This is a genomic window from Streptomyces sp. Tu 2975, assembly GCF_009832925.1.
Lineage (GTDB): Bacteria > Actinomycetota > Actinomycetes > Streptomycetales > Streptomycetaceae > Streptomyces.
Genome location: NZ_CP047140.1, coordinates 6,745,589 through 6,762,270 on the forward strand (window position 1 = coordinate 6,745,589; position 16,682 = coordinate 6,762,270).

Genomic DNA, 16,682 nt, shown 5'->3' on the forward strand with positions numbered 1-16,682 from the left:
GAAGGAGAACTGATGTACCGCAGCGACAACGACGCCCTCACGGTCATGGACTGGTTCTGCGGCGCCGGCGGATCCAGCCAGGGCGTGCACGCCGTCCCGGGCGTCCGCGTCGAGAGAGCCGCGAACCACTGGAAGCTCGCCATCGAATCCCACGCCGCGAACTTCCCCACCACCAGCCACTACCAGGGCGACATCCGTAAGGCGCCCGTCTGGGACTGGCCCGTCACCGACATCTTCTGGGCCAGCCCCGAGTGCACCAACTGGTCCGTGGCCAAGGGCAAGAAGCGGGACTTCTCCGGGGCGATGCAGGGCAGCCTCCTCGACCTGCTCGCCTCCGCCGAGGAGGACGAGGAGCCGTCCGCCGAGGAAGAGTCCCGCGCACTGATGGAGGAAGTGCCGCTGTACCTGCGCGGTGTGCAGGAGCGCGGCGGCCTCGTGAAGGCCGGCATCGTCGAGAACGTCACCGACGTCCGCGCCTGGGACCAGTGGGACCGGTGGATCGGCGAGATCCACAAGCTCGGCTACCGCACCCGAATCATCGCCCTCAACAGCATGCACGCGAACCCGAGGTCGGTGCACGCCGCGCCGCAGTCCCGCGACCGGCTGTACGTCGGCTACTGGCACGAGTCGCTGGGCCGCACGCCGGACTGGGACAAGTGGCTCCGGCCGCGCGCCTGGTGCTCCGGCTGCGACGCCTACGTGCAGGCGATGCAGGTGTTCAAGGACCCGAAGCGGGACATGGGCCGCTACCGGCAGCAGTACGTGTACCGCTGCCCCAACGTCTCCTGCCGGAACCAGATCGTCGAGCCGGAGGCCCTGCCTGCCGCCGCGGCGATCGACTGGTCACTCCCCGGGCAGCGGATCGGTGACCGGGCCAAGCCCCTCGCCGCGAAGACCATCGCCCGCATCGAGGCCGGGCTGAAGAAGTTCGCCCGCCCGGTGCCGATGATGGTCCCAGCCGGAGGCACGTGGCGCGACGCTGCGGTCAGCGTTGGCGAGCCGATGCCCGCGCGGACCACCCGCGAGAACGACGCCCTGATGGTGCCGCCGCTGTTGGTCCCCGTCGAGGGCCGGGAGGGAAAGAGCGCCGCCTCGGCCCACGCGCCGCTGCGCGCCATGACCACCCGCAACGAGACCGGCCTTGCCTGGCTCCCGTTCATCGCCGAGCTGCGCGGCGGTGGCAGCGTGGCCCGCTCCGTCTCCGAGTCCCTTGCCACCGTGACCGCATCCGGGAACCACCACGGGCTCGTCATGCCCGCGATGGTCATGCGGAACAACGGCTCCAAGGGCGACGGCGGCGAGCACTGCACCACGCCGGCCGAGCCGTTCCGCACGATGACGACCGCCGGCCACCAGTCGCTCCTCACGTGGGAGCACATGCTCGTCCCGTACTACGGCAACGGGGCGCCGAGGTCCGTCAATGACCCGATCGGCGCGCTCACGACCCGAGACCGGTACGCCCTGGTGCGCGGCGAAGTCGACATCAACGATGTCCTCTTCCGGATGCTTGAGCCCCACGAGATCGGCCGGGCCATGTCCTTCGCCGACGACTACGTCGTCCTCGGCAACAAGCGGGAGAAAGTGAGGCAATTCGGTAACGCCGTCACCCCCAACGCCGCCGAAATCCTCGTCTGTGCCCTCGTCGAAGCGATCACCGGCGAGGAGATAGACCGCCACACCCGCCCGGCCGTGTACGCCCCCGCCGCCTAGCAACCAGCGCCCACGACAACCCACCACCCGAAGGAGAAGACCGATGGCCGACAAGGACGAACCGCCCGGCGGCTACACGACTCGCATCTGCCGGAACTGCTGGACCGCCATCCATTGGACCGGCTCCGGCTGGACGCACGGCGAGGGTCTCGAGTTCCGCGACAGGGCCCACGTTCCGCAGCCCCCGATGTTGCCGACACCCCCCGCCCCGTGAACGACGAGCGCCCGCCGGGGGCTATCCGGCGGGCGCCCCGCCAGCATCCCACGAAGGAGACAAGCCATGGACCGTGACGAAGCCAAGCGCCTGACCCTCGACGCGCTACAGCACACCCTCGACGGCGACTTCGACCGTGCTTCGGAGAACGTCACCCGCCTCTTCGCCACCAAGAACCCGTCGACCCTGTACCTGGCCTGCGGCGGATGGGCCGGCTCGAGCGAGGTCGCCCTGGAGAGGGTGCACGGCGAGCGCGCCGAGGGCGAGTGGACGCTGGCCGATGTCCACCCCGGCGGACTGGGGGCCAGCCCGGAGGAGACGTTCGCGCTCCGGTTCATCACCGCCTACTGCAACGGCGACTGGCCGACCACCGCCGCCCTCTTCTCGGCCGCGGCCCGGGCGGAGGGCAAGCAGTTGGCCAAGTCCATGGCCGCCCTGCTGAAGATCTCCGCCTACCTCAACGCGAAGGCTCTCGGCACGGCGGTGCAGCAGTGACATCCAAGCGACTCATCGCCCGCACGACCGCCGTCGTCCTGGCGCTGTTCTTCATCGTCGCCGTCTCGGCCGGTGCCTACTACGACGCTGGCGGCTGGCCTGCCGTGGCCGTCGTCTGGGCCATGGGCGCCGTGCTCCTCGCCGCGGTCCGCGCGTTCGTTTGGGCCTTCGACAACTGGAACGCCCAGTGACCCCCGCCCCCGACCTGCCGCCGTTGTGGCCGGAGGGCTGGTGGGTGGAGCCGTGCGACACCGCCCCACCCCCAGCCCCGCCGCCGCCCCGCATCCCGCGGTGGATGAAACGAACCGTCACCGTCCGCCCGATCGACGACTACCCGGAAGGAGCCGAGACGTGAGCCGCCCGCCGACCGTGAAGCAGCTGCTCGTCCTCGCCGATCGTGCCGAACGCGGCCCACTGTCCGCCGCGGAGGCGAGCCGGCTGCGTGAAGGGATCGCCGCCCTCGAGACGTCGCGCCGATCCAAGGCCGGCCGGATCCATGCCGCGCTAGACCGGCAGCAGCAGGCCGAGGAGGAGATCGCCGCCGTCCGCCGGTTCATGGCCAGGGCCCGCCACCGGGGCGCCCGGGTCGTGCAGATGTGGGCCCTCGAGCGAATCCTCGATGGGACGGCCGACGACGAGCAGGAGGCGGCGTGACGCATCTGCCGCCTTGTCGTGGACCGCAACAGGCCCGAGAGAGGGCCTGAGCGCCCGTCTAAGCGCCTCGCAGCCTCCGGACGGACTCCGCGACGCACAGCCCCGAGAACGCCAGCGAGGCGCACAGCCCCGCCGAACCGCCAACCTCAGTCTGAAAGGCCCGAAATGACCCAGCCCGAGACCGCGCTCCCTGACTTCATCGACGTGTCCCGCTACCGGCACGACCACGGCCACCAAGCCTGGGCCTGGCGCTGCTGGGGCAACGGCGACTGCGTTGGCTGGCTCAGCCTCGACCACTCCAGCCAGGAGTCAGCCGACCGCTCCGCCCACAAGCACCTCTGCGAGAACCACGCCGACGTGGTCGCCGCCCTCGACCCGCAGGAGGCGTCGTGAGCTACGACATCAGCCTCCACGTCGAGATCGACACCGGAGGACCCGAGCCCGTCGACTACTGCGCCGACGACATCGGCAACTACACCAGCAACGTCGCCGGCATGTGGACCGAAGCCCTCGGCTACCGGCTCGCCGACCTCAAAGGCAAGACCGCAGCCGACTGTGCTGACGACCTCAAGCGCGCTGTCGCCGACATGGAAGCCGACCCCGGCAAGTACGAGCTCATGGAACCCGCGAACGGCTGGGGCGACTACGAGGGCGCCCTCGACTACCTGCGCCGCCTTCGCAACGCGTGCCTCGCCCACCCCAAAGCGCAGATCCGCATCAGCCACTGACCCACCCGCACGCCCTGCCGTACCGCCTGAACGGAGCCCGCCGTGACCGACACCTCGCCTTCGTGCTGCATCTGCGCCAGCGCCCTGTGGGACGACGAACAGGGCCGGTACATCTGCCGCCCCTGCGAGACCCGCATCGACCGCGACCTGATCGCCCTCGCCGGACCCAGCGGCCTCTACGCCCGCCTCTGCCTCCGCACCGGACCCAGCAAGCGAGCAGGCGGCCCGGCAGTCTCCGGCACCCGCAACTCCACCATGCCGCCCAACGAGCAGGTGCTGAACCTGATCGCCAACGGCGGCATCGTGTCCGACCTCGAGACCTGGGTCGCCGACTGGGCCACCTACGGACTCGCCCACCTCGCCACCGGCGGCCGGCTCCAGTACCGCGTCGACCAGGCCGTCGCCACCCTGCGCCTCAACCTGACCCAGGCGGCCCTCCGCCACCCCGCCCTCGATGAATTCGGGCGCGAGATCGGCAAGCTCAAGCGCACCTGCCACGCCATCATCGACGGCGAGCGGCAGCCCATCCGCATCCCCGTCCACTGCAACACGCCCGACTGCGACGGGATCCTCCGCGTCACCCTCGACACCGACAGCGAGACCTGCCGCAACTGCCGCCGCGAATACGGGCACACCGAAGCCCTCAAGCTCACACCCACCGAGAGGCGGGCCGCGGCATGAACGCCGAAGACCAGCTTCGATCCCAGGTGCGCGCGGCCCTCGAGCGAACGAACATCAGCCAGGCGGAGGCCGCCCGCCAGTTGGGACTCTCGACGAAGCACATGAGCCAGATGCTCACCGGCCGAGCGACGCTCACTCTCGACTGGGCGGAACGTATCGTCGCCCTCTGCGGCATGCGCATCGTCGTCCTCGCCCTGACCGGCACGCCCGATGAGGCAGCCGCCTAGTCTGCCGGCAGTCTGAGCGCCAGATCATGCGCGAGCCGTTCGGCCTCGACCGCCAGGTCGTCGCTCGGCTCGCCCCACGCCAGCAGCAGGCCGACCGCCTTCCGCAACTCATCCCGGGTGATCAAAGGCTCACGCTCATCCATGACCAGGACAACGAGAAGCCCCCCGCCTTCGTGGCGGGGGGCATCGTCGCGTCTGGGGTCAGGAGACCAGCGTCTCGTCCAAGTAGGCCTGCACTTGAGGGAACAGTCCCCAGGGCACGTAGGTCGGGATGTCCTCGAGCCGGATCCACGACACCTCGGCCAGCTCCTCCTCGTCGGCGACGAACGCCTCGCCCGCCACGACTTCGCAGGCGACGTAGGTCATGTGCCGGCCGGTTTGCGGGTGGACCCGGTCGCCGAGCGTGCGGACCGCCTTCACCTCGAGCCCGACCTCCTCCTGGGTCTCCCGTACTGCGGCCTGCTCCGGCGTTTCGCCCTGCTCGATGCCGCCGCCGGGGAACGCCCACAGCAGCTTCCCCTCCCGCTCCCGGCGCCGAATCATCAAGACCCGTCCGCCGTCGGTAATGATCGCCGTCGAGATGGGCTGTTCGGTCTGGGTCATGCGAGCGCCTCCAAGATCGGCGGGAAGATGCGGTCGGACGGAATGAACTTGGTGAGCTGGTCGATCGGAACCCATACGACCTCCGCGTTCTCGATCGGGTCGCGGTTCTCGGCTTCGCCCATCAGGTAGTCGGCGAGCGCGTACTCGGCGACCACGCCTGTGAGCGGGTGGACGCGGGAGCCGAGATGCTGCCGCACCGTGCAGCGGACCCCGGTCTCAGCGTGCGTCTCCTCGACCGCGACGACGGCCGGCGAGCGGCCCGGCTTCACCATCCCGGCCGGGAACTGCCAGGAGATCGACTCATCCCCGCGGCGACACACGAGAAGCACCTCCCGGTCACGCTGCACCACGGCGATCGCCACCCGCAGCGCCTGCGCGGTGACCGCCGTCGCGGGCCGTAGCCCGTCCCTGAACCTCAACCGCACTGATGCATCAGCCCTTTCCAGCATCGTGTCCAATGCCGCCTGGATCTCGGTGCGGGGAACGATCCCGGGTCGGCTGTGCCAGGTGGCGACCGTCCGCAGGTTGACGCCGAGACGGTCAGCGAACGCCTGATTCGTCATGCGGAGCGCGTCCTGCAGCTGGCTCGCTGCCTGGCCTGTCCACCTGTCGACGACGTCCACTCTCATGCTCCAGCCGGTCGGGTGCTGGGGAACTGCACTGCGGATGCACTGGGACAGCACTGCCACTGCATCACTGGCTCATTGGGCGATAAGCCGCTGGCAGCCAGGCTCGAAGGCATGACGAACCAGCTACTTCCCGCGGGAGATCTGCTCGGCGCGCTGGGCAGACACGCCGTCCATGACCTGGCCGATCTCGCGCCACGTCTTGCCGTGCTCGTGCTTCAGCTCGAGGGCAACGTCTTTGCGGACTTCTCGGAGTTGGTCGGTGACGGCGACCTCGACCATGCGACTCGCCCGGTACCGCTCGGTGGGATCGCTGATGTCCATGAGGGCTCTCAGCGATTCCACGACGTGCGCGACGGCGGTCTCCGGGGTCTGGGTCATTCCATGAGAGTAGGGGCGATTCGGGACTCGTTCAAGCTTGCGCTTGACGGGAACCCGGGATGCCTCTACCTTTCAAATCAGAGCTTGAAAGCGCGGCTCACTCCTACCGGACCACGTCCGTCGGGCTGCGCACCAACAACCGAAGACGGGCCGGACACCGCGACTCCTACATCGCAGGCCGGCCCTAACCACCAGGATCTTTGAGAGGACCCCTGATGGATGCTCGACAGTCTACGGCTGCCCATGTGCGCGCCGTCTCCAGCCCCTCCCGCCGGCTGATCGCTGCTGGCATCAAGCGCGGCTCCGGCCCGCTGGCCGTTCAGGTCCTGTCGGACGCCGACCGTGCCGCCCACGACGCCGCGTCCTACGTCCGCCCCCTCAAGGCCGCGGCGTGATGACCGCCGAGACGCCGGCGAAGGCCGAGCAGCCGGAGACGCCGGGCCCGAAGTTCGCCAAGTGCCCGATCTCCACGACGCCGGCGACCGTCGACCTGTGCCAGGCCGACTACCAGGCCGGCGCCGAGGATCGCCGCCTGTTCGACCAGCGCGCCAAGCGGCAGCACGGCCGCTGACCCCCTGACCGCCGCGCCCGGTCCCACCCCCGGCCGGGCGCGGCTCTCCACCCCATCCGCATGACCACCGGAAGGCACAGCCATGCCCAAGAACACCGCTGCCCAGCTCGCCGAGTCCGTCGACAAGGTCGTCGCCCACCTGAACCAGCAGGGCCCGCAGCTCACCGCCGACGAGGTCCGGGCCGCGCACCGGCAGCTCGACCAGGCCGCCGCGGACGGCACCACCGCCGACGACGTCCGCTGCTACCGCCGCAGCTAACCCCCAGACCGCCGGGGCGTGGACTCCAACCCCCGCCCCCACGCCCCGGCACCCCACCCCCGTCCGGATTGACCACCCGAAAGGCCACCGTCATGACCCGCACCGCCCTCCGCCTCGTCACTGCCGACCTCGACGCCTACGAGGCCGACCGCCGGGCCCGCCTCGACCTTCAGGCCCGCTACGAGGAGGCGCTCCAGTCCTGGGATCGCATCGAGATGGTCCGCATCGAGGCCCTCGCCGCGGACTACGACACCCGCCACCCCGGCGAGACGCCCGTCCTCGCCGGCCTCGAGCACGTCGACTACCCCGCCGCCGCCTGACCGGCTGCCTGTGGCCCCGGACCAGTCCGGGGCCGCGGGGAGCTGGGACAGCCCCGGTCACCACCCACAAGGAGACCCACATGTTCGGACGCAAGGCAGCCGAGACCAGCAACCCGGTCCGGCATGCACGGCACATCGAGCGCACCAAAGCGATCCGAGAGATCAACCCGGAGGCCGACGCGAAGATCGTCGCCAACTGCCTCGAAGTCTCGGAGTCGACCGCGGCCGAGTACCTCCGCGAGGCCGAAGCCCGCTAACTCACCCCGCCGCTACTGACCGGCTGTCCGATCCGCCCGTCTCGCACGGGCGGTGAGGAGAACCGGCGCAGACCCCGCCCGCCCCGACCCGAAGGAATCCGTCGTGATCCTCGACCTGACCGCCATCGCCCGCCGGGCCCGAGTCGCCGTCCTTGTCGCCGGACTGGCCTGGATGTTCGGCCTCACCCCGCCGCCCGGCACCCGCATCGGGCTCCTGCTCCTCGTCGCCGCCGCGTTCGTCATCGACCAGTGGCTCGACCAGAAGCAGCCCACCCGCACCATCCGCATCCCCGCCCCGCGCCACCGCCAGCACGCATAACCCGGAAAGGACCCGATCATCGTGAGCAGCTGGTTCGAAGAGCGCCGCGCCGACAAGGTTGCCGACGCCGAAGAGCAGCGCCGGACCCGCGCGTTCGAGGCCGAGCTGCGCCGCGAAGAGCGCCGCAAGGACCGCGACGAAGAGCGCGCCGACAAGGCCCAGGCCCGCCGCGACAAGGCGCTGCGCAAGCAGGCCCGCGCCGCCCGGCGGGAGAAAACCCTCACCCCCGGCAACGTGTACCGCAAAGGCACCCTGCTCCTCGTCGCCATGTCCGCGCTCGCCGCCATCCCCGCCCAGGTCGCGTACTTCGTCAAGAAGTCGCTCATGCTCCTGCCGGTGCCGTTCGCCCTCGAAGGCGCCGCCTGGGTCATGGCCGCCGGCGTCGCCTACGCCGACGAGCGGAAACTCCCGGCTTGGGTCCGGTGGCTGCTCCGGGCGTTCTGCCTCTCCGCCGCCGGGTTCGCCGCCCGCATCAACTACATCCACGGCTCCGAGCAGGGCGCGCTCGTCGGCTGGGGCCTCGCCGCGGTCACCATGCTCGGCCCGCTGTACTTCGAAGTGCGGCAGTGGGTCATCACTCTGTCGGCCGCGATCTCCAACCCGCGGCAGCAGGCTGAGGAGCGGGCCCGCCGGAAGCACGACCGCCGGCGCCGGCGTCACCACCGGGACGTTGCGAAGGTCGCCGACCGTCTCGTCTCCGCCGCGCCCTACGGCACGCTCAAGCCGGAGGAGGCCTGGGCCCGGGCGTGGGCCATCGTCCACGGCACCACGGAGCCCGGGATGACCCCTCGTATGCACGCCTGGGCAGTGAAGTCCGCCGCAGCGCTGGCTACCGCCCAGCAGCCGCTGCCGCTCGACTCCAAGACGATCCGGACTCGCATAGAGGGTCGCCTGCACGCTTCCGCATTCGTCCTCCCGACGGCCTCCGGGACGCCTCTCGGAATGACCAAGAGTGCGCAGGTCGTGACCGATCTCCCCCCTGCCTCGAAGACGCGCGAGAAGACCCCCGTCAAGCCGGCCCGCAGGCAGCCCCCGGCGCACCGCCGCAGCAAGGGCGACGCGCTGCCGTTCCACCCCATCGCCAAGACCGTCGCGGCCGACACCGCCCGCAAGGTCACCGCCGTCAACGGTCACCACTGAGGAGCCCGCCGTGACTACCGCCCCGTACACCGAGCACGCCCTCGCCCGGCCGGCGCTCAGCCTCGTCGAAGACCTGCCCGACGTCGTCGAAGGCACAGTCGTCGAGCACCAGGTCGAGAAGGTCCGCCCCGCATGGATCGAGTCCCAGACCGCACGCCTCAAGGCCGCGAAGCGCCACGTCGCCGACAACCGGGGCTACCTCCCGTGGGTGCCCCGCGGCTACGGCAACCTGGCCCAGCGCTGGCTCGACGCCCGCCGCGACGACTACCCGCAGATGATCCGATCCGCCCGCGCCGAACTGAAAGCCTCAGACGGCAAGGTCGACGACGAGTCGAAGCTGAAGGAGCTCGTCCAGCAGCGGCGCGCCGAATACCGCCGCCACAAGTGGATCCACACCGGCAAGACCGCCGCCTGGGGCAGCGTCATCGGCGCCAGCAGCACCGTCGGCCTGGCCGTCGGAGGCCTGTGGATCGACCTGGCCATCGGCCTTGCCGGGTATGCCACCGGCGTGTGGCACGGACGCCCCGGAGCGTGGAACCCCATCGGCGCTCCTGAGCTTGCCCCAGGCGAGCCGACCGTCGACCTCGACGGCGAAACGCTGCAGAAGGCTGTCAACGACGCCGGCTTCCCCGGCCGTATCGCCATCGTGCAGCCCACCCTTCAGCAGCCGGACGGCACCAGCGTCACCGTCTTCGACATGCCGTCCGGCGCCACCGTCGCCGCGCTGAGGAAGAAGCTCGAAGCTTTCGCCGCCGCCCTCGGCCGCGACGTGTCCATGGTCGACGTCACCAAAGCCGGCGCTGCCGGCCGGGTGTCACTGTGGATGTCCGACACCGACCCGTTCTTCACCCCCCGGCCCTCGCCGCTCCTCGATCTGCGCGGCCCGCTCGACGCCTTCGATGTCGGCGTACCCGTCGCCTGGGACAAGCGCGGCCAGGCCATCGTCCTGCCCCTCCACAACAGCTCCTTCGTCATCGCCGGCATGACCCGCTCCGGCAAGGGCGTCGGCGCCTCCAACCTGATCGCCGGTGCCGCCATGGACCCGCGGATCAACCTGCGGATCGTCGCCGGCAAGGAGAACGGCGAGTGGAACGCCTACGCCAAGGCTGGCGTCGCCGCCACCTACTTCAAGCCCAGCCCGGAACGTCTCCTCGCCCTGCTGAAGGCCGAGATCGGGGACATGGGCCGGCGGAACCGTGAGCTCGACAAGCTCGGCAAGTCGAAGGTCACCACCGACACCATCAGCGCAGTCGGCGGCCTCGAGGTTCTCGTCATCGACGAGGTCGCCACCTACACCCGCCCGGGAAAGCGGCTGCGCGAGGAGATCCTCGAAGCGCTGATCGAGCTCTCCGCAGTGGCGGCCGGCGCCGGCATCCTGCTCGTACTGATCACCCAGTATCCCGAGGTCGACGTCCTGCCCGCCGCGCTCGCCATGAACTGCGGTACACGCTGGGCGATGAAGGTCGACAACGCCACCCAGTCGAACGCCATCCTCGGCGGCGGAGCCTCCGGCATGGGCCGCGACGCCTCCAAGTTCGACCCGCCGCTCCCCGGCCTCGGCTGGCTCGTCAACGGCTTCGCCGGCATCACCGACCTCGCCCGGTCCTTCGACCTCGACGAGGACAAGCGCGGCGAGATCAGCCACCTCATGATGCGCGCCGCCCGGATCCGCGAGAAGGCCGGACGACTCGTCGGCCAGTGGAAGGACCCGATCGAGCAGCAGCTGCTCAACGAGACCGGCCTGTCCTCCGCCGCCGGGGGACCGGACCGCAACGGAACACCCGGCCGCGCCGTGCACGAGCTCACCCTCGAGCAGCGGCAGCAGCTCGAAGCGGTCCGCGGCGCGATGGCCGCCATGGACCACCTCGATCGCGACGAGGCCCAGTTGGACGAGATGGCCCGCTTCATCGGCGGCTCCATGACTCAGGACCGGCTCGGTGAGCTGCTCCGCGCGGCCGGGGCCGGCGGCACGGTGAAGGTCTCGGTCCCGCACAAGGCCGGCCGAGTGAACGGCTACCGACGGGCGGACATCGCGGACGCCCGGAGGTTCCTCGAAGGCGCCTGACCCCCTGTCCACCCCCGGACATCGGCCCAGTTTGACCCGGAATACCCCCTGGCCAGGGGGTGGACAGCACCCGGACACGACCCGGGTCACGTCCACCCCCTGACCACCCCCCGTCCAGGCGACATACCGGGGCAATCTGTGCGCCTGTCCGGGGACAAACCACCATGAAACACCACCCAAGGAGAAGGCTATGACCGTGTACCAGCGCAACAGGCGAGACGCCAAGCGAGCCGACCGAGAGGTCCGCAAGGGCCAGAAGCTGTACGTCCTCAAGAAGGTCGCCACCAACCTCGCCCCCTACGAGGACAGCCACCTGTACTCCGAGTACACCGTCTCCTACCGGCACCCGCTCATGCCCGGATGGATGATCTCCGGCTCGCTGTCCGTCGAAGGCCTCGTCCTCCGCGAAGGGCCCGTCTACACCAGCCCCCGAAGGGCGTCCGCAACATCGCGACCCCCGGCCCGCAGGTCGCCGCCCCCGACCCGCAGAAAGTCGCCGACCGGGCCAAGCGCGGAATGTTCGCCCGCCGATGACCACCACCCTCACGCCGGCCCGTGTCGAGGTCACCGTCGACCTCGACACGCGGCTCGCCATCGCCGACGCCGCCATGACCCTCCGACTCGAGCAGGCCCAGCTCCAGTTCGATGTGAACACTGCTCACCTGCCCGAGCCGGTCGTCGACTTCGTCACCCCGATCCTGCCCGTCGTCGAGCCGGCCCCGGCCGTGAGCCCGCTCGCCGACGTCCTGCACCGCGCCCGCACCATCCTCCAAGAGCGTGGCTGGACCCGCGGCGGCCTCCGCGACGAACAAGGCGCCGTCTGTGCCGTCGGAGCCATTCGGGCCGCCGCGCACAACCGAGGCCAGGCCGACGAAGCCTGCGCCGTACTCCTCGACGCCATCCAGCGCGAGTTCGCCAGCGCCGAAACCGTTCCCTCGTGGAACGACCAGCAGACCAGCGCTACCCCCGTCATTCGCATCCTCGGTATTGCCGCCGAGAGGATGATGGACGCATGAGCGATGACCTGGTGGCGTTCCTGCGGGCCCGACTCGACGAAGACGAAGCAATCGCGCGCGGCACGGCGAGGCCGCTCAACTGGCATCAGGGCCCTGGCGACGATGACCCGGAGTGGGTCAGTGACGAGATGGTCCTCATGTGGCCGCCCGAATTCCACACCCCCTACGAGCAGGACAAGCACTGGCGGGGTCTGACCGCTGATCCGGCAGGGCTGGCCGCGCACATCGCCCGCCATGACCCGGCCCGCGTCCTGGTCGAAGTCGAGGCGAAGCGCCGGATCCTTGACGAGCACCAGGAGGGCACCCTCGGGTGCGCGGTGTGCGCCGCTCCTGAGGACTTCGACGAAGACTCCGAAGGCAACGCCGAGTGGAGTCGGGCGGCGAAGTGGTGGCCGTGCCCGACGCTTCGCCTGCTCGCCCTGCCGTATGCCTACCACCCCGAGTACCGCGAGGAGTGGCGGCCCTGACCCCGCTCTACGTGCGGCCCTCGTCTTCAGCGGGGGCCGTCGGCGTGGCGCGGGCCATCCACCGGTCGCCGACCAGCTGCACGGGCTGCTGCGTGACAAGGATGTCGAACCCGAGAGCGCGGAGCGCGGCGAGCATCGCGAGGCCGGCGGCGCATTCCTGCTCCGACTCGGCGATCACCCCAAAGCGAACCCCCATGCGGGCAGTCTGCCGCACGGGGGCCGGGGTGGAGGGGGAATGGCGGGGCTACACCGGATCAGGCCGCCACTGGTCACGGTAGTCGGGGTGGCCCAGGAACTCCCAGCCGAGCAGACGTAGCTGTTCGGCAGCGACCCGCCCTGGCAAGCCGGCGGTGCCGAGGTACGGCATCACGGTCCGCTCCAGCAAAGCCTGCCGTGCTTCGGCCGCGTGGAGGAGGAGTCGGGCTCTCTTCTCTGCGACGTCCAGCGGCACGTTCATGGCGGGAGCCCCTTGGGTGACGAGCATGTTGCCACTCCAGCGGGCTTGTTCCACCCCTTCAGCGAGTCGGGCTCGGACGAAAGCCACCAGGTCGTCGGTCATTGCTACGCCTCCGTCTCGTTCCTCAGCTTCCCCACGGTCGGGGGCCGCTTCCGCTCGACGCCTTCGGCTCGGGCGATGCGCCGGAACACTTCGGGGGTTAGGCCTGTCAGTTCGGCGAGCTGGCCGACGCTGGCGCCGGCCTTGAGTTCGCGGGCGGCCATCTCACGCATGGCTGGCTTGAGGTCTCGTTCGGCTTCGTAGTGCCGCTTGTAGCGGGCGAAGAGGTCGGCTGCGTCCTTGTCGGGCTGGTAGCTGGGCATGGCCCCATCGTCCCACATCGCGTCGGCCTACGGGAATGCCTACGCGTAGCCCTATTGACAGGGCTACGTGTAGGCCTCAGACTGGAGGTACATCGCAAGGCAGCACAGCAAGGGGGAGTACCCGTGAACCGTCGTCACCGCACCGCCCGCCAGGCCATCACCGCCGCACTCCACACCAGCCGGCACCTCGCCTACCGCACCCTGAGCGGCATCGTCGCCGTCCACGTCGACCAAGGCCGCCTCATCCGCACCGGCGACCTCCTCGACCGCCTCGGCGCAGACCTCCCCGACGGACAGTGCAGCTGGTACGGCCGGCACGTCGCCAAGGCCTACCGAGCAGCGAACGACGGCGCCGCCGCCATCAAGGTCTGGGCGCAGCACCGCACCACCGGCCGCTGGATCCACGTCCACGTCTACTCCCCGGTCGAGCCCGCCCTCTATACGGCGCTCCACACGTACAAGGCCACCCGCCCCCTCGCCGCCCAGGCCGCCTACACGGAGGCCGCATAGACCGAGCTCGCCGCCTGGGAGCTCACCCCCGACGAGGAAGCCCGCCTCGACCGCGACTACTGGAACCGCGACTACGACGACCCGCCCGACCCCGACGACTGACGGAGCCCATCCATGTGCGACTGCGGCACCTGCTGCCACGCCTGCGGACACGACCCCAACTGCACCAGCCAGCAACAGGAGGACGACCAATGACCCACCAGCCGCACCCCTTCGTCATCACCGCCGACGGCACCGACGTCGACTGGACCCACCCCGACACCTGCCCCGCCGGCGACACCTGCCCCATCGCCATCCGCGCCGACCAGCTCACCCTCGATGACATGGCCGCGCTCGCCGAAGGCCGCCCCGACGGCACCTACCAGCTCAGCCTGTACGGCTTCCACGGCCTGTGCCTCACCGACGACCACGGCCACCTCCTCGCCGACGCCGCCTGACATTGGCCCACACGGCCCGCCCCACACCGCGCCGGTGGGGCGGGCCACTTGTATGCACCCTCTGGCATCCTGTCAACAGGAGGGAGGCCACCGTGAGTGACGACGACACGCGTGCCCGGGGCGCCAACGGCAAGTACATACGCACCCTTCAAGGCGCCGAAATGGACGCTGAAGCCGCCCGGCTGCGCTCCAAGGGCTGGTCGTTCCAGCGGATCGCCGACGAGCTCGGCTACAGCAACAAGGGCAACGCCTGGCGCGCAGTCGACGCAGTCCTCCAAGCCACCGTCCAAGAGGCCGGCGATGAACTGCGCCGCCTCGAGCGGGAACGCCTCGACCGCCTCGCCGAAGCCGCCTGGGGTGTTCTCGACCGGCAGCACGTCACCGTCTCCAACGGGCGCATCGTCTCCCTCGGTGGCGAACCCCTCCCCGACGACGGGCCGGTGCTGGCCGCGATCGACCGGCTGCTCCGCATATCCGAGTCCCGCCGCAAGCTCGAGGGCCTCGATGCCCCGTCCCGCGTGTCGGTGGATGCCGAGAGCCTTGGCAACGAGATCGGCGCGATCCTCGACCGGCTCGGGGGCGTCGATGGCGACAGCGCCTGACATCGACCGCATCCGCGCCCAGGTCAACGCCCTCGTCAAAGCTGGGGATACGAAGCAGCTGAAGGCTTTGCGGGACAAACTGAAGGCGCACACCGACCGGCAGCAGTTGGCAGCCCGCACCTCCATGTACGGGGATCAGCCGGTCCGCTGGGTGGAGGAACGGCTCCGGCAGACGGTGTGGTCGAAGCAGCGGGAAATTCTCCACGCCGTCCGTGACCACCGGCGTACCGCGGTCCGCTCCGGGCACGGTGTCGGCAAGTCGTGGACGGCGGCGCTGGTCGTCTGCTGGTGGCTCGACACACACCCGCCCGGGAGCGCGTTCGTCGTCTCCACCGCCCCGACCTTTTCGCAGGTGCGGGCGATCCTGTGGCGCTACATCCGCAAGCACCACAAGGCCGGTGACCTCGCCGGCCGCGTCAACCAAACCGAGTGGCTCATGGATGACGAGCTGGTCGGCTACGGCCGGAAGCCCGCCGACCATGACGAGTCCGGCTTCCAGGGCATCCACGCCCGGTACGTGCTGGTCGTCCTCGACGAGGCGTGCGGCATCCCCGAGCAACTGTGGGTCGCGGCCGATGCGCTGGCGACCGGGCCGGACTGCCGGATCCTCGCAATCGGCAACCCGGACAACCCCGCCTCCCACTTCCGCAAAGTCTGTACCCCGGGGAGCAGCTGGCATCAGATCAGCATCTCGGCTTTCGACTCCCCGAACCTGACCGGCGAGGACATCCCGGAGGAGATGGCCGTTTCTCTCGTCGGCCGCGAGTGGGTGGAGGAGAAGGCGAAGGAGTGGGGTGAGGAGAACCCCATCTACCGGTCGAAGGTGCTGGGGGAGTTCTCTGCGGACGCTCCGAACCAGGTCGTCAGGGCGTCCGACATTGCGAACTGCCGGATGGCGGAGGCGGAGAGGCCGAAGGTCCACGAGCTTGAGCCTGTCGAGCTGGGTGTCGACGTCGGCGGCGGCGGGGACGAGACTGTGATCCGTGAACGTCGCGGCCGGCGCGCCGGGCGGGAGTGGCGGGCGCACACCGACCGGCCGGAGAAGATCGCACCGTTGGTGCTGCAGGCGATCCGGGAGACCGGCGCCACCGCCGTAAAGATTGACTCCATCGGGATCGGGTTCGGCGTCATCGGCGAGCTCCGCAACGCCGCCGGCCGCGGCGAGCACGCGGCCCACATCCACGGCGTCAACGTCGCCACCGCCGCAAGCAGGCCCGACAAGTTCGTCAACCTCCGCGCGGAGATGTGGTGGGAGCTCGGCCGCGGCCTGTCAGCCGACTGCGGCTGGGACCTCGCCAAGATGGACAACGCCGACACCACGATCGCGCAGCTCCTCGAGCCGCGCTGGGAGGTCGACCCCAAGGGCCGCATCAAAGTCGAACCCAAGGAAGAGATCATCAAGCGTTTGGGCAGGTCACCGGACAACGCCGACGCCCTCTTGTTGGCTTTCTACAGTGCAGGACGAACCAGGGTGAGGTGGCTGTGAGCGTGCGCAAAGTACCAATCCGCAGGTGGGGCCAGAAGTTGAAGACCTGTATGCCTGTCCTTCTCGACTTGAATGCGGCTATTCTTTTGTCTATA

The 16,682-nt window shown here is 69.9% G+C and carries 30 protein-coding genes; 23 read left to right on the forward strand and 7 right to left on the reverse strand.

Annotated elements, in window-relative coordinates:
* Positions 1–12: 12 nt before the first annotated feature.
* From GLX30_RS30115 to GLX30_RS30155, 9 genes are all read left to right on the forward strand, one after another.
* A complete protein-coding gene (locus GLX30_RS30115) occupies positions 13–1,710 on the forward strand; it encodes a DNA cytosine methyltransferase (protein WP_159694109.1) in 1,698 nt (565 codons plus the stop codon).
* Between the two features lie 43 nt (positions 1,711–1,753).
* Positions 1,754–1,924, forward strand: a complete 171-nt coding sequence (locus GLX30_RS30120; RefSeq protein WP_159694110.1) for a hypothetical protein — start codon at positions 1,754–1,756, stop codon at positions 1,922–1,924.
* 66 nt (positions 1,925–1,990) lie between these two features.
* Positions 1,991–2,419 (forward strand): hypothetical protein, encoded by a 429-nt coding sequence (locus GLX30_RS30125; RefSeq protein ID WP_159694111.1) that lies wholly within the window; start codon positions 1,991–1,993, stop codon positions 2,417–2,419.
* Entirely contained in the window at positions 2,416–2,610 is a 195-nt protein-coding gene (locus tag GLX30_RS30130) for a hypothetical protein (RefSeq protein ID WP_159694112.1), read from the forward strand. The genes GLX30_RS30125 and GLX30_RS30130 overlap by 4 nt, the downstream gene beginning before the upstream one ends.
* A gap of 160 nt (positions 2,611–2,770) precedes the next feature.
* Positions 2,771–3,073 carry a hypothetical protein gene (locus tag GLX30_RS30135; protein ID WP_159694113.1) on the forward strand — a complete coding sequence of 101 codons (303 nt, stop codon included), beginning with the start codon at positions 2,771–2,773 and terminating at the stop codon, positions 3,071–3,073.
* Between the two features lie 165 nt (positions 3,074–3,238).
* Positions 3,239–3,466, forward strand: coding sequence for a hypothetical protein (locus GLX30_RS30140; protein ID WP_159694114.1), 228 nt, complete (start codon positions 3,239–3,241; stop codon positions 3,464–3,466).
* Positions 3,463–3,801 carry a hypothetical protein gene (locus tag GLX30_RS30145; RefSeq protein ID WP_159694115.1) on the forward strand — a complete coding sequence of 113 codons (339 nt, stop codon included), beginning with the start codon at positions 3,463–3,465 and terminating at the stop codon, positions 3,799–3,801. The genes GLX30_RS30140 and GLX30_RS30145 overlap by 4 nt, the downstream gene beginning before the upstream one ends.
* A 42-nt stretch (positions 3,802–3,843) precedes the next feature.
* A complete protein-coding gene (locus GLX30_RS30150; RefSeq protein ID WP_159694116.1) occupies positions 3,844–4,482 on the forward strand; it encodes a hypothetical protein in 639 nt (212 codons plus the stop codon).
* Positions 4,479–4,709, forward strand: a complete 231-nt coding sequence (locus GLX30_RS30155) for a helix-turn-helix transcriptional regulator (protein ID WP_159694117.1) — start codon at positions 4,479–4,481, stop codon at positions 4,707–4,709. Before GLX30_RS30150 ends, GLX30_RS30155 begins: the two co-directional genes overlap by 4 nt.
* Here the strand turns inward: GLX30_RS30155 and GLX30_RS35960 are convergent.
* The 4 genes from GLX30_RS35960 to GLX30_RS30170 all read right to left on the reverse strand — a co-directional run bounded on the left by GLX30_RS35960 (position 4,706) and on the right by GLX30_RS30170 (position 6,319).
* Positions 4,706–4,834, reverse strand: a complete 129-nt coding sequence (locus tag GLX30_RS35960) for a hypothetical protein (protein WP_279632613.1) — start codon at positions 4,832–4,834, stop codon at positions 4,706–4,708. The genes GLX30_RS30155 and GLX30_RS35960 overlap by 4 nt on opposite strands.
* A 76-nt stretch (positions 4,835–4,910) precedes the next feature.
* Entirely contained in the window at positions 4,911–5,312 is a 402-nt protein-coding gene (locus GLX30_RS30160; protein WP_159694118.1) for an NUDIX hydrolase, read from the reverse strand.
* Positions 5,309–5,935 (reverse strand): NUDIX domain-containing protein, encoded by a 627-nt coding sequence (locus GLX30_RS30165; RefSeq protein ID WP_159694119.1) that lies wholly within the window; start codon positions 5,933–5,935, stop codon positions 5,309–5,311. Before GLX30_RS30165 ends, GLX30_RS30160 begins: the two co-directional genes overlap by 4 nt.
* 129 nt (positions 5,936–6,064) lie before the next feature.
* The gene (locus GLX30_RS30170) at positions 6,065–6,319 is read right to left on the reverse strand and encodes a hypothetical protein (RefSeq protein WP_159694120.1); all 255 of its coding nucleotides are present in this window, start codon (positions 6,317–6,319) and stop codon (positions 6,065–6,067) included.
* A 215-nt stretch (positions 6,320–6,534) separates the two neighbouring features.
* On the opposite strand from GLX30_RS30170, the gene GLX30_RS30175 reads away from it, so the two are divergent.
* From GLX30_RS30175 to GLX30_RS30220, 10 genes are all read left to right on the forward strand, one after another.
* Positions 6,535–6,714, forward strand: a complete 180-nt coding sequence (locus GLX30_RS30175) for a hypothetical protein (RefSeq protein ID WP_159694121.1) — start codon at positions 6,535–6,537, stop codon at positions 6,712–6,714.
* Positions 6,714–6,890 carry a hypothetical protein gene (locus tag GLX30_RS30180; RefSeq protein ID WP_159694122.1) on the forward strand — a complete coding sequence of 59 codons (177 nt, stop codon included), beginning with the start codon at positions 6,714–6,716 and terminating at the stop codon, positions 6,888–6,890. Before GLX30_RS30175 ends, GLX30_RS30180 begins: the two co-directional genes overlap by 1 nt.
* Before the next feature lie 82 nt (positions 6,891–6,972).
* The gene (locus tag GLX30_RS30185; protein WP_159694123.1) at positions 6,973–7,149 is read left to right on the forward strand and encodes a hypothetical protein; all 177 of its coding nucleotides are present in this window, start codon (positions 6,973–6,975) and stop codon (positions 7,147–7,149) included.
* Positions 7,150–7,241: 92 nt separating this feature from the next.
* Positions 7,242–7,469 (forward strand): hypothetical protein, encoded by a 228-nt coding sequence (locus GLX30_RS30190; protein ID WP_159694124.1) that lies wholly within the window; start codon positions 7,242–7,244, stop codon positions 7,467–7,469.
* 80 nt (positions 7,470–7,549) lie between these two features.
* Positions 7,550–7,726 (forward strand): hypothetical protein, encoded by a 177-nt coding sequence (locus GLX30_RS30195; protein WP_159694125.1) that lies wholly within the window; start codon positions 7,550–7,552, stop codon positions 7,724–7,726.
* A gap of 103 nt (positions 7,727–7,829) precedes the next feature.
* The gene (locus tag GLX30_RS30200; protein ID WP_159694126.1) at positions 7,830–8,045 is read left to right on the forward strand and encodes a hypothetical protein; all 216 of its coding nucleotides are present in this window, start codon (positions 7,830–7,832) and stop codon (positions 8,043–8,045) included.
* 21 nt (positions 8,046–8,066) lie between these two features.
* Positions 8,067–9,185 (forward strand): hypothetical protein, encoded by a 1,119-nt coding sequence (locus GLX30_RS30205; RefSeq protein WP_159694127.1) that lies wholly within the window; start codon positions 8,067–8,069, stop codon positions 9,183–9,185.
* Positions 9,186–9,195: 10 nt separating this feature from the next.
* Entirely contained in the window at positions 9,196–11,250 is a 2,055-nt protein-coding gene (locus GLX30_RS30210; protein WP_159694128.1) for an FtsK/SpoIIIE domain-containing protein, read from the forward strand.
* A 530-nt stretch (positions 11,251–11,780) separates the two neighbouring features.
* Positions 11,781–12,266, forward strand: coding sequence for a hypothetical protein (locus GLX30_RS30215; RefSeq protein WP_159694129.1), 486 nt, complete (start codon positions 11,781–11,783; stop codon positions 12,264–12,266).
* Complete coding sequence (locus GLX30_RS30220; RefSeq protein ID WP_159694130.1) at positions 12,263–12,733, forward strand: DUF6221 family protein; 471 nt, start codon at positions 12,263–12,265, stop codon at positions 12,731–12,733. Before GLX30_RS30215 ends, GLX30_RS30220 begins: the two co-directional genes overlap by 4 nt.
* 7 nt (positions 12,734–12,740) lie before the next feature.
* Here GLX30_RS30220 and GLX30_RS30225 read toward each other — a convergent pair whose 3' ends face one another.
* Genes GLX30_RS30225 through GLX30_RS30235 form a run of 3 tightly spaced genes read right to left on the reverse strand, consistent with a single transcriptional unit; the run spans position 12,741 to position 13,552 of the window.
* Positions 12,741–12,929, reverse strand: coding sequence for a hypothetical protein (locus GLX30_RS30225; protein ID WP_159694131.1), 189 nt, complete (start codon positions 12,927–12,929; stop codon positions 12,741–12,743).
* A gap of 48 nt (positions 12,930–12,977) precedes the next feature.
* Entirely contained in the window at positions 12,978–13,292 is a 315-nt protein-coding gene (locus GLX30_RS30230) for a DUF6221 family protein (protein ID WP_159694132.1), read from the reverse strand.
* 2 nt (positions 13,293–13,294) lie between these two features.
* Positions 13,295–13,552 carry a hypothetical protein gene (locus GLX30_RS30235; RefSeq protein ID WP_159694133.1) on the reverse strand — a complete coding sequence of 86 codons (258 nt, stop codon included), beginning with the start codon at positions 13,550–13,552 and terminating at the stop codon, positions 13,295–13,297.
* 123 nt (positions 13,553–13,675) lie between these two features.
* Between GLX30_RS30235 and GLX30_RS30240 the strand changes: the two genes are divergently transcribed.
* From GLX30_RS30240 to GLX30_RS30255, 4 genes are all read left to right on the forward strand, one after another.
* On the forward strand, positions 13,676–14,062 hold the full coding sequence (locus tag GLX30_RS30240; RefSeq protein WP_159694134.1) for a hypothetical protein: 387 nt from the start codon (positions 13,676–13,678) through the stop codon (positions 14,060–14,062).
* Between the two features lie 191 nt (positions 14,063–14,253).
* Positions 14,254–14,499, forward strand: coding sequence for a hypothetical protein (locus GLX30_RS30245; protein ID WP_159694135.1), 246 nt, complete (start codon positions 14,254–14,256; stop codon positions 14,497–14,499).
* A gap of 92 nt (positions 14,500–14,591) precedes the next feature.
* Entirely contained in the window at positions 14,592–15,101 is a 510-nt protein-coding gene (locus GLX30_RS30250; protein ID WP_159694136.1) for a hypothetical protein, read from the forward strand.
* Positions 15,085–16,587 (forward strand): hypothetical protein, encoded by a 1,503-nt coding sequence (locus GLX30_RS30255; protein ID WP_159694137.1) that lies wholly within the window; start codon positions 15,085–15,087, stop codon positions 16,585–16,587. The genes GLX30_RS30250 and GLX30_RS30255 overlap by 17 nt, the downstream gene beginning before the upstream one ends.
* The last annotated feature ends 95 nt before the right edge of the window (positions 16,588–16,682 follow it).

Bases quoted from the DNA above. Each gene is read 5' to 3' on its own strand.
- GLX30_RS30115 (WP_159694109.1), top strand. From the start codon at position 13: ATGTACCGCAGCGACAACGACGCCCTCACGGTCATGGACTGGTTCTGC.
- GLX30_RS30120 (WP_159694110.1), top strand. From the start codon at position 1,754: ATGGCCGACAAGGACGAACCGCCCGGCGGCTACACGACTCGCATCTGC.
- GLX30_RS30125 (WP_159694111.1), top strand. From the start codon at position 1,991: ATGGACCGTGACGAAGCCAAGCGCCTGACCCTCGACGCGCTACAGCAC.
- GLX30_RS30140 (WP_159694114.1), top strand. From the start codon at position 3,239: ATGACCCAGCCCGAGACCGCGCTCCCTGACTTCATCGACGTGTCCCGC.
- GLX30_RS30155 (WP_159694117.1), top strand. From the start codon at position 4,479: ATGAACGCCGAAGACCAGCTTCGATCCCAGGTGCGCGCGGCCCTCGAG.
- GLX30_RS30160 (WP_159694118.1), bottom strand. From the start codon at position 5,312: ATGACCCAGACCGAACAGCCCATCTCGACGGCGATCATTACCGACGGC.
- GLX30_RS30170 (WP_159694120.1), bottom strand. From the start codon at position 6,319: ATGACCCAGACCCCGGAGACCGCCGTCGCGCACGTCGTGGAATCGCTG.
- GLX30_RS30175 (WP_159694121.1), top strand. From the start codon at position 6,535: ATGGATGCTCGACAGTCTACGGCTGCCCATGTGCGCGCCGTCTCCAGC.
- GLX30_RS30180 (WP_159694122.1), top strand. From the start codon at position 6,714: ATGACCGCCGAGACGCCGGCGAAGGCCGAGCAGCCGGAGACGCCGGGC.
- GLX30_RS30185 (WP_159694123.1), top strand. From the start codon at position 6,973: ATGCCCAAGAACACCGCTGCCCAGCTCGCCGAGTCCGTCGACAAGGTC.
- GLX30_RS30190 (WP_159694124.1), top strand. From the start codon at position 7,242: ATGACCCGCACCGCCCTCCGCCTCGTCACTGCCGACCTCGACGCCTAC.
- GLX30_RS30195 (WP_159694125.1), top strand. From the start codon at position 7,550: ATGTTCGGACGCAAGGCAGCCGAGACCAGCAACCCGGTCCGGCATGCA.
- GLX30_RS30215 (WP_159694129.1), top strand. From the start codon at position 11,781: ATGACCACCACCCTCACGCCGGCCCGTGTCGAGGTCACCGTCGACCTC.
- GLX30_RS30220 (WP_159694130.1), top strand. From the start codon at position 12,263: ATGAGCGATGACCTGGTGGCGTTCCTGCGGGCCCGACTCGACGAAGAC.
- GLX30_RS30225 (WP_159694131.1), bottom strand. From the start codon at position 12,929: ATGGGGGTTCGCTTTGGGGTGATCGCCGAGTCGGAGCAGGAATGCGCC.
- GLX30_RS30230 (WP_159694132.1), bottom strand. From the start codon at position 13,292: ATGACCGACGACCTGGTGGCTTTCGTCCGAGCCCGACTCGCTGAAGGG.
- GLX30_RS30235 (WP_159694133.1), bottom strand. From the start codon at position 13,552: ATGCCCAGCTACCAGCCCGACAAGGACGCAGCCGACCTCTTCGCCCGC.
- GLX30_RS30245 (WP_159694135.1), top strand. From the start codon at position 14,254: ATGACCCACCAGCCGCACCCCTTCGTCATCACCGCCGACGGCACCGAC.
- GLX30_RS30255 (WP_159694137.1), top strand. From the start codon at position 15,085: ATGGCGACAGCGCCTGACATCGACCGCATCCGCGCCCAGGTCAACGCC.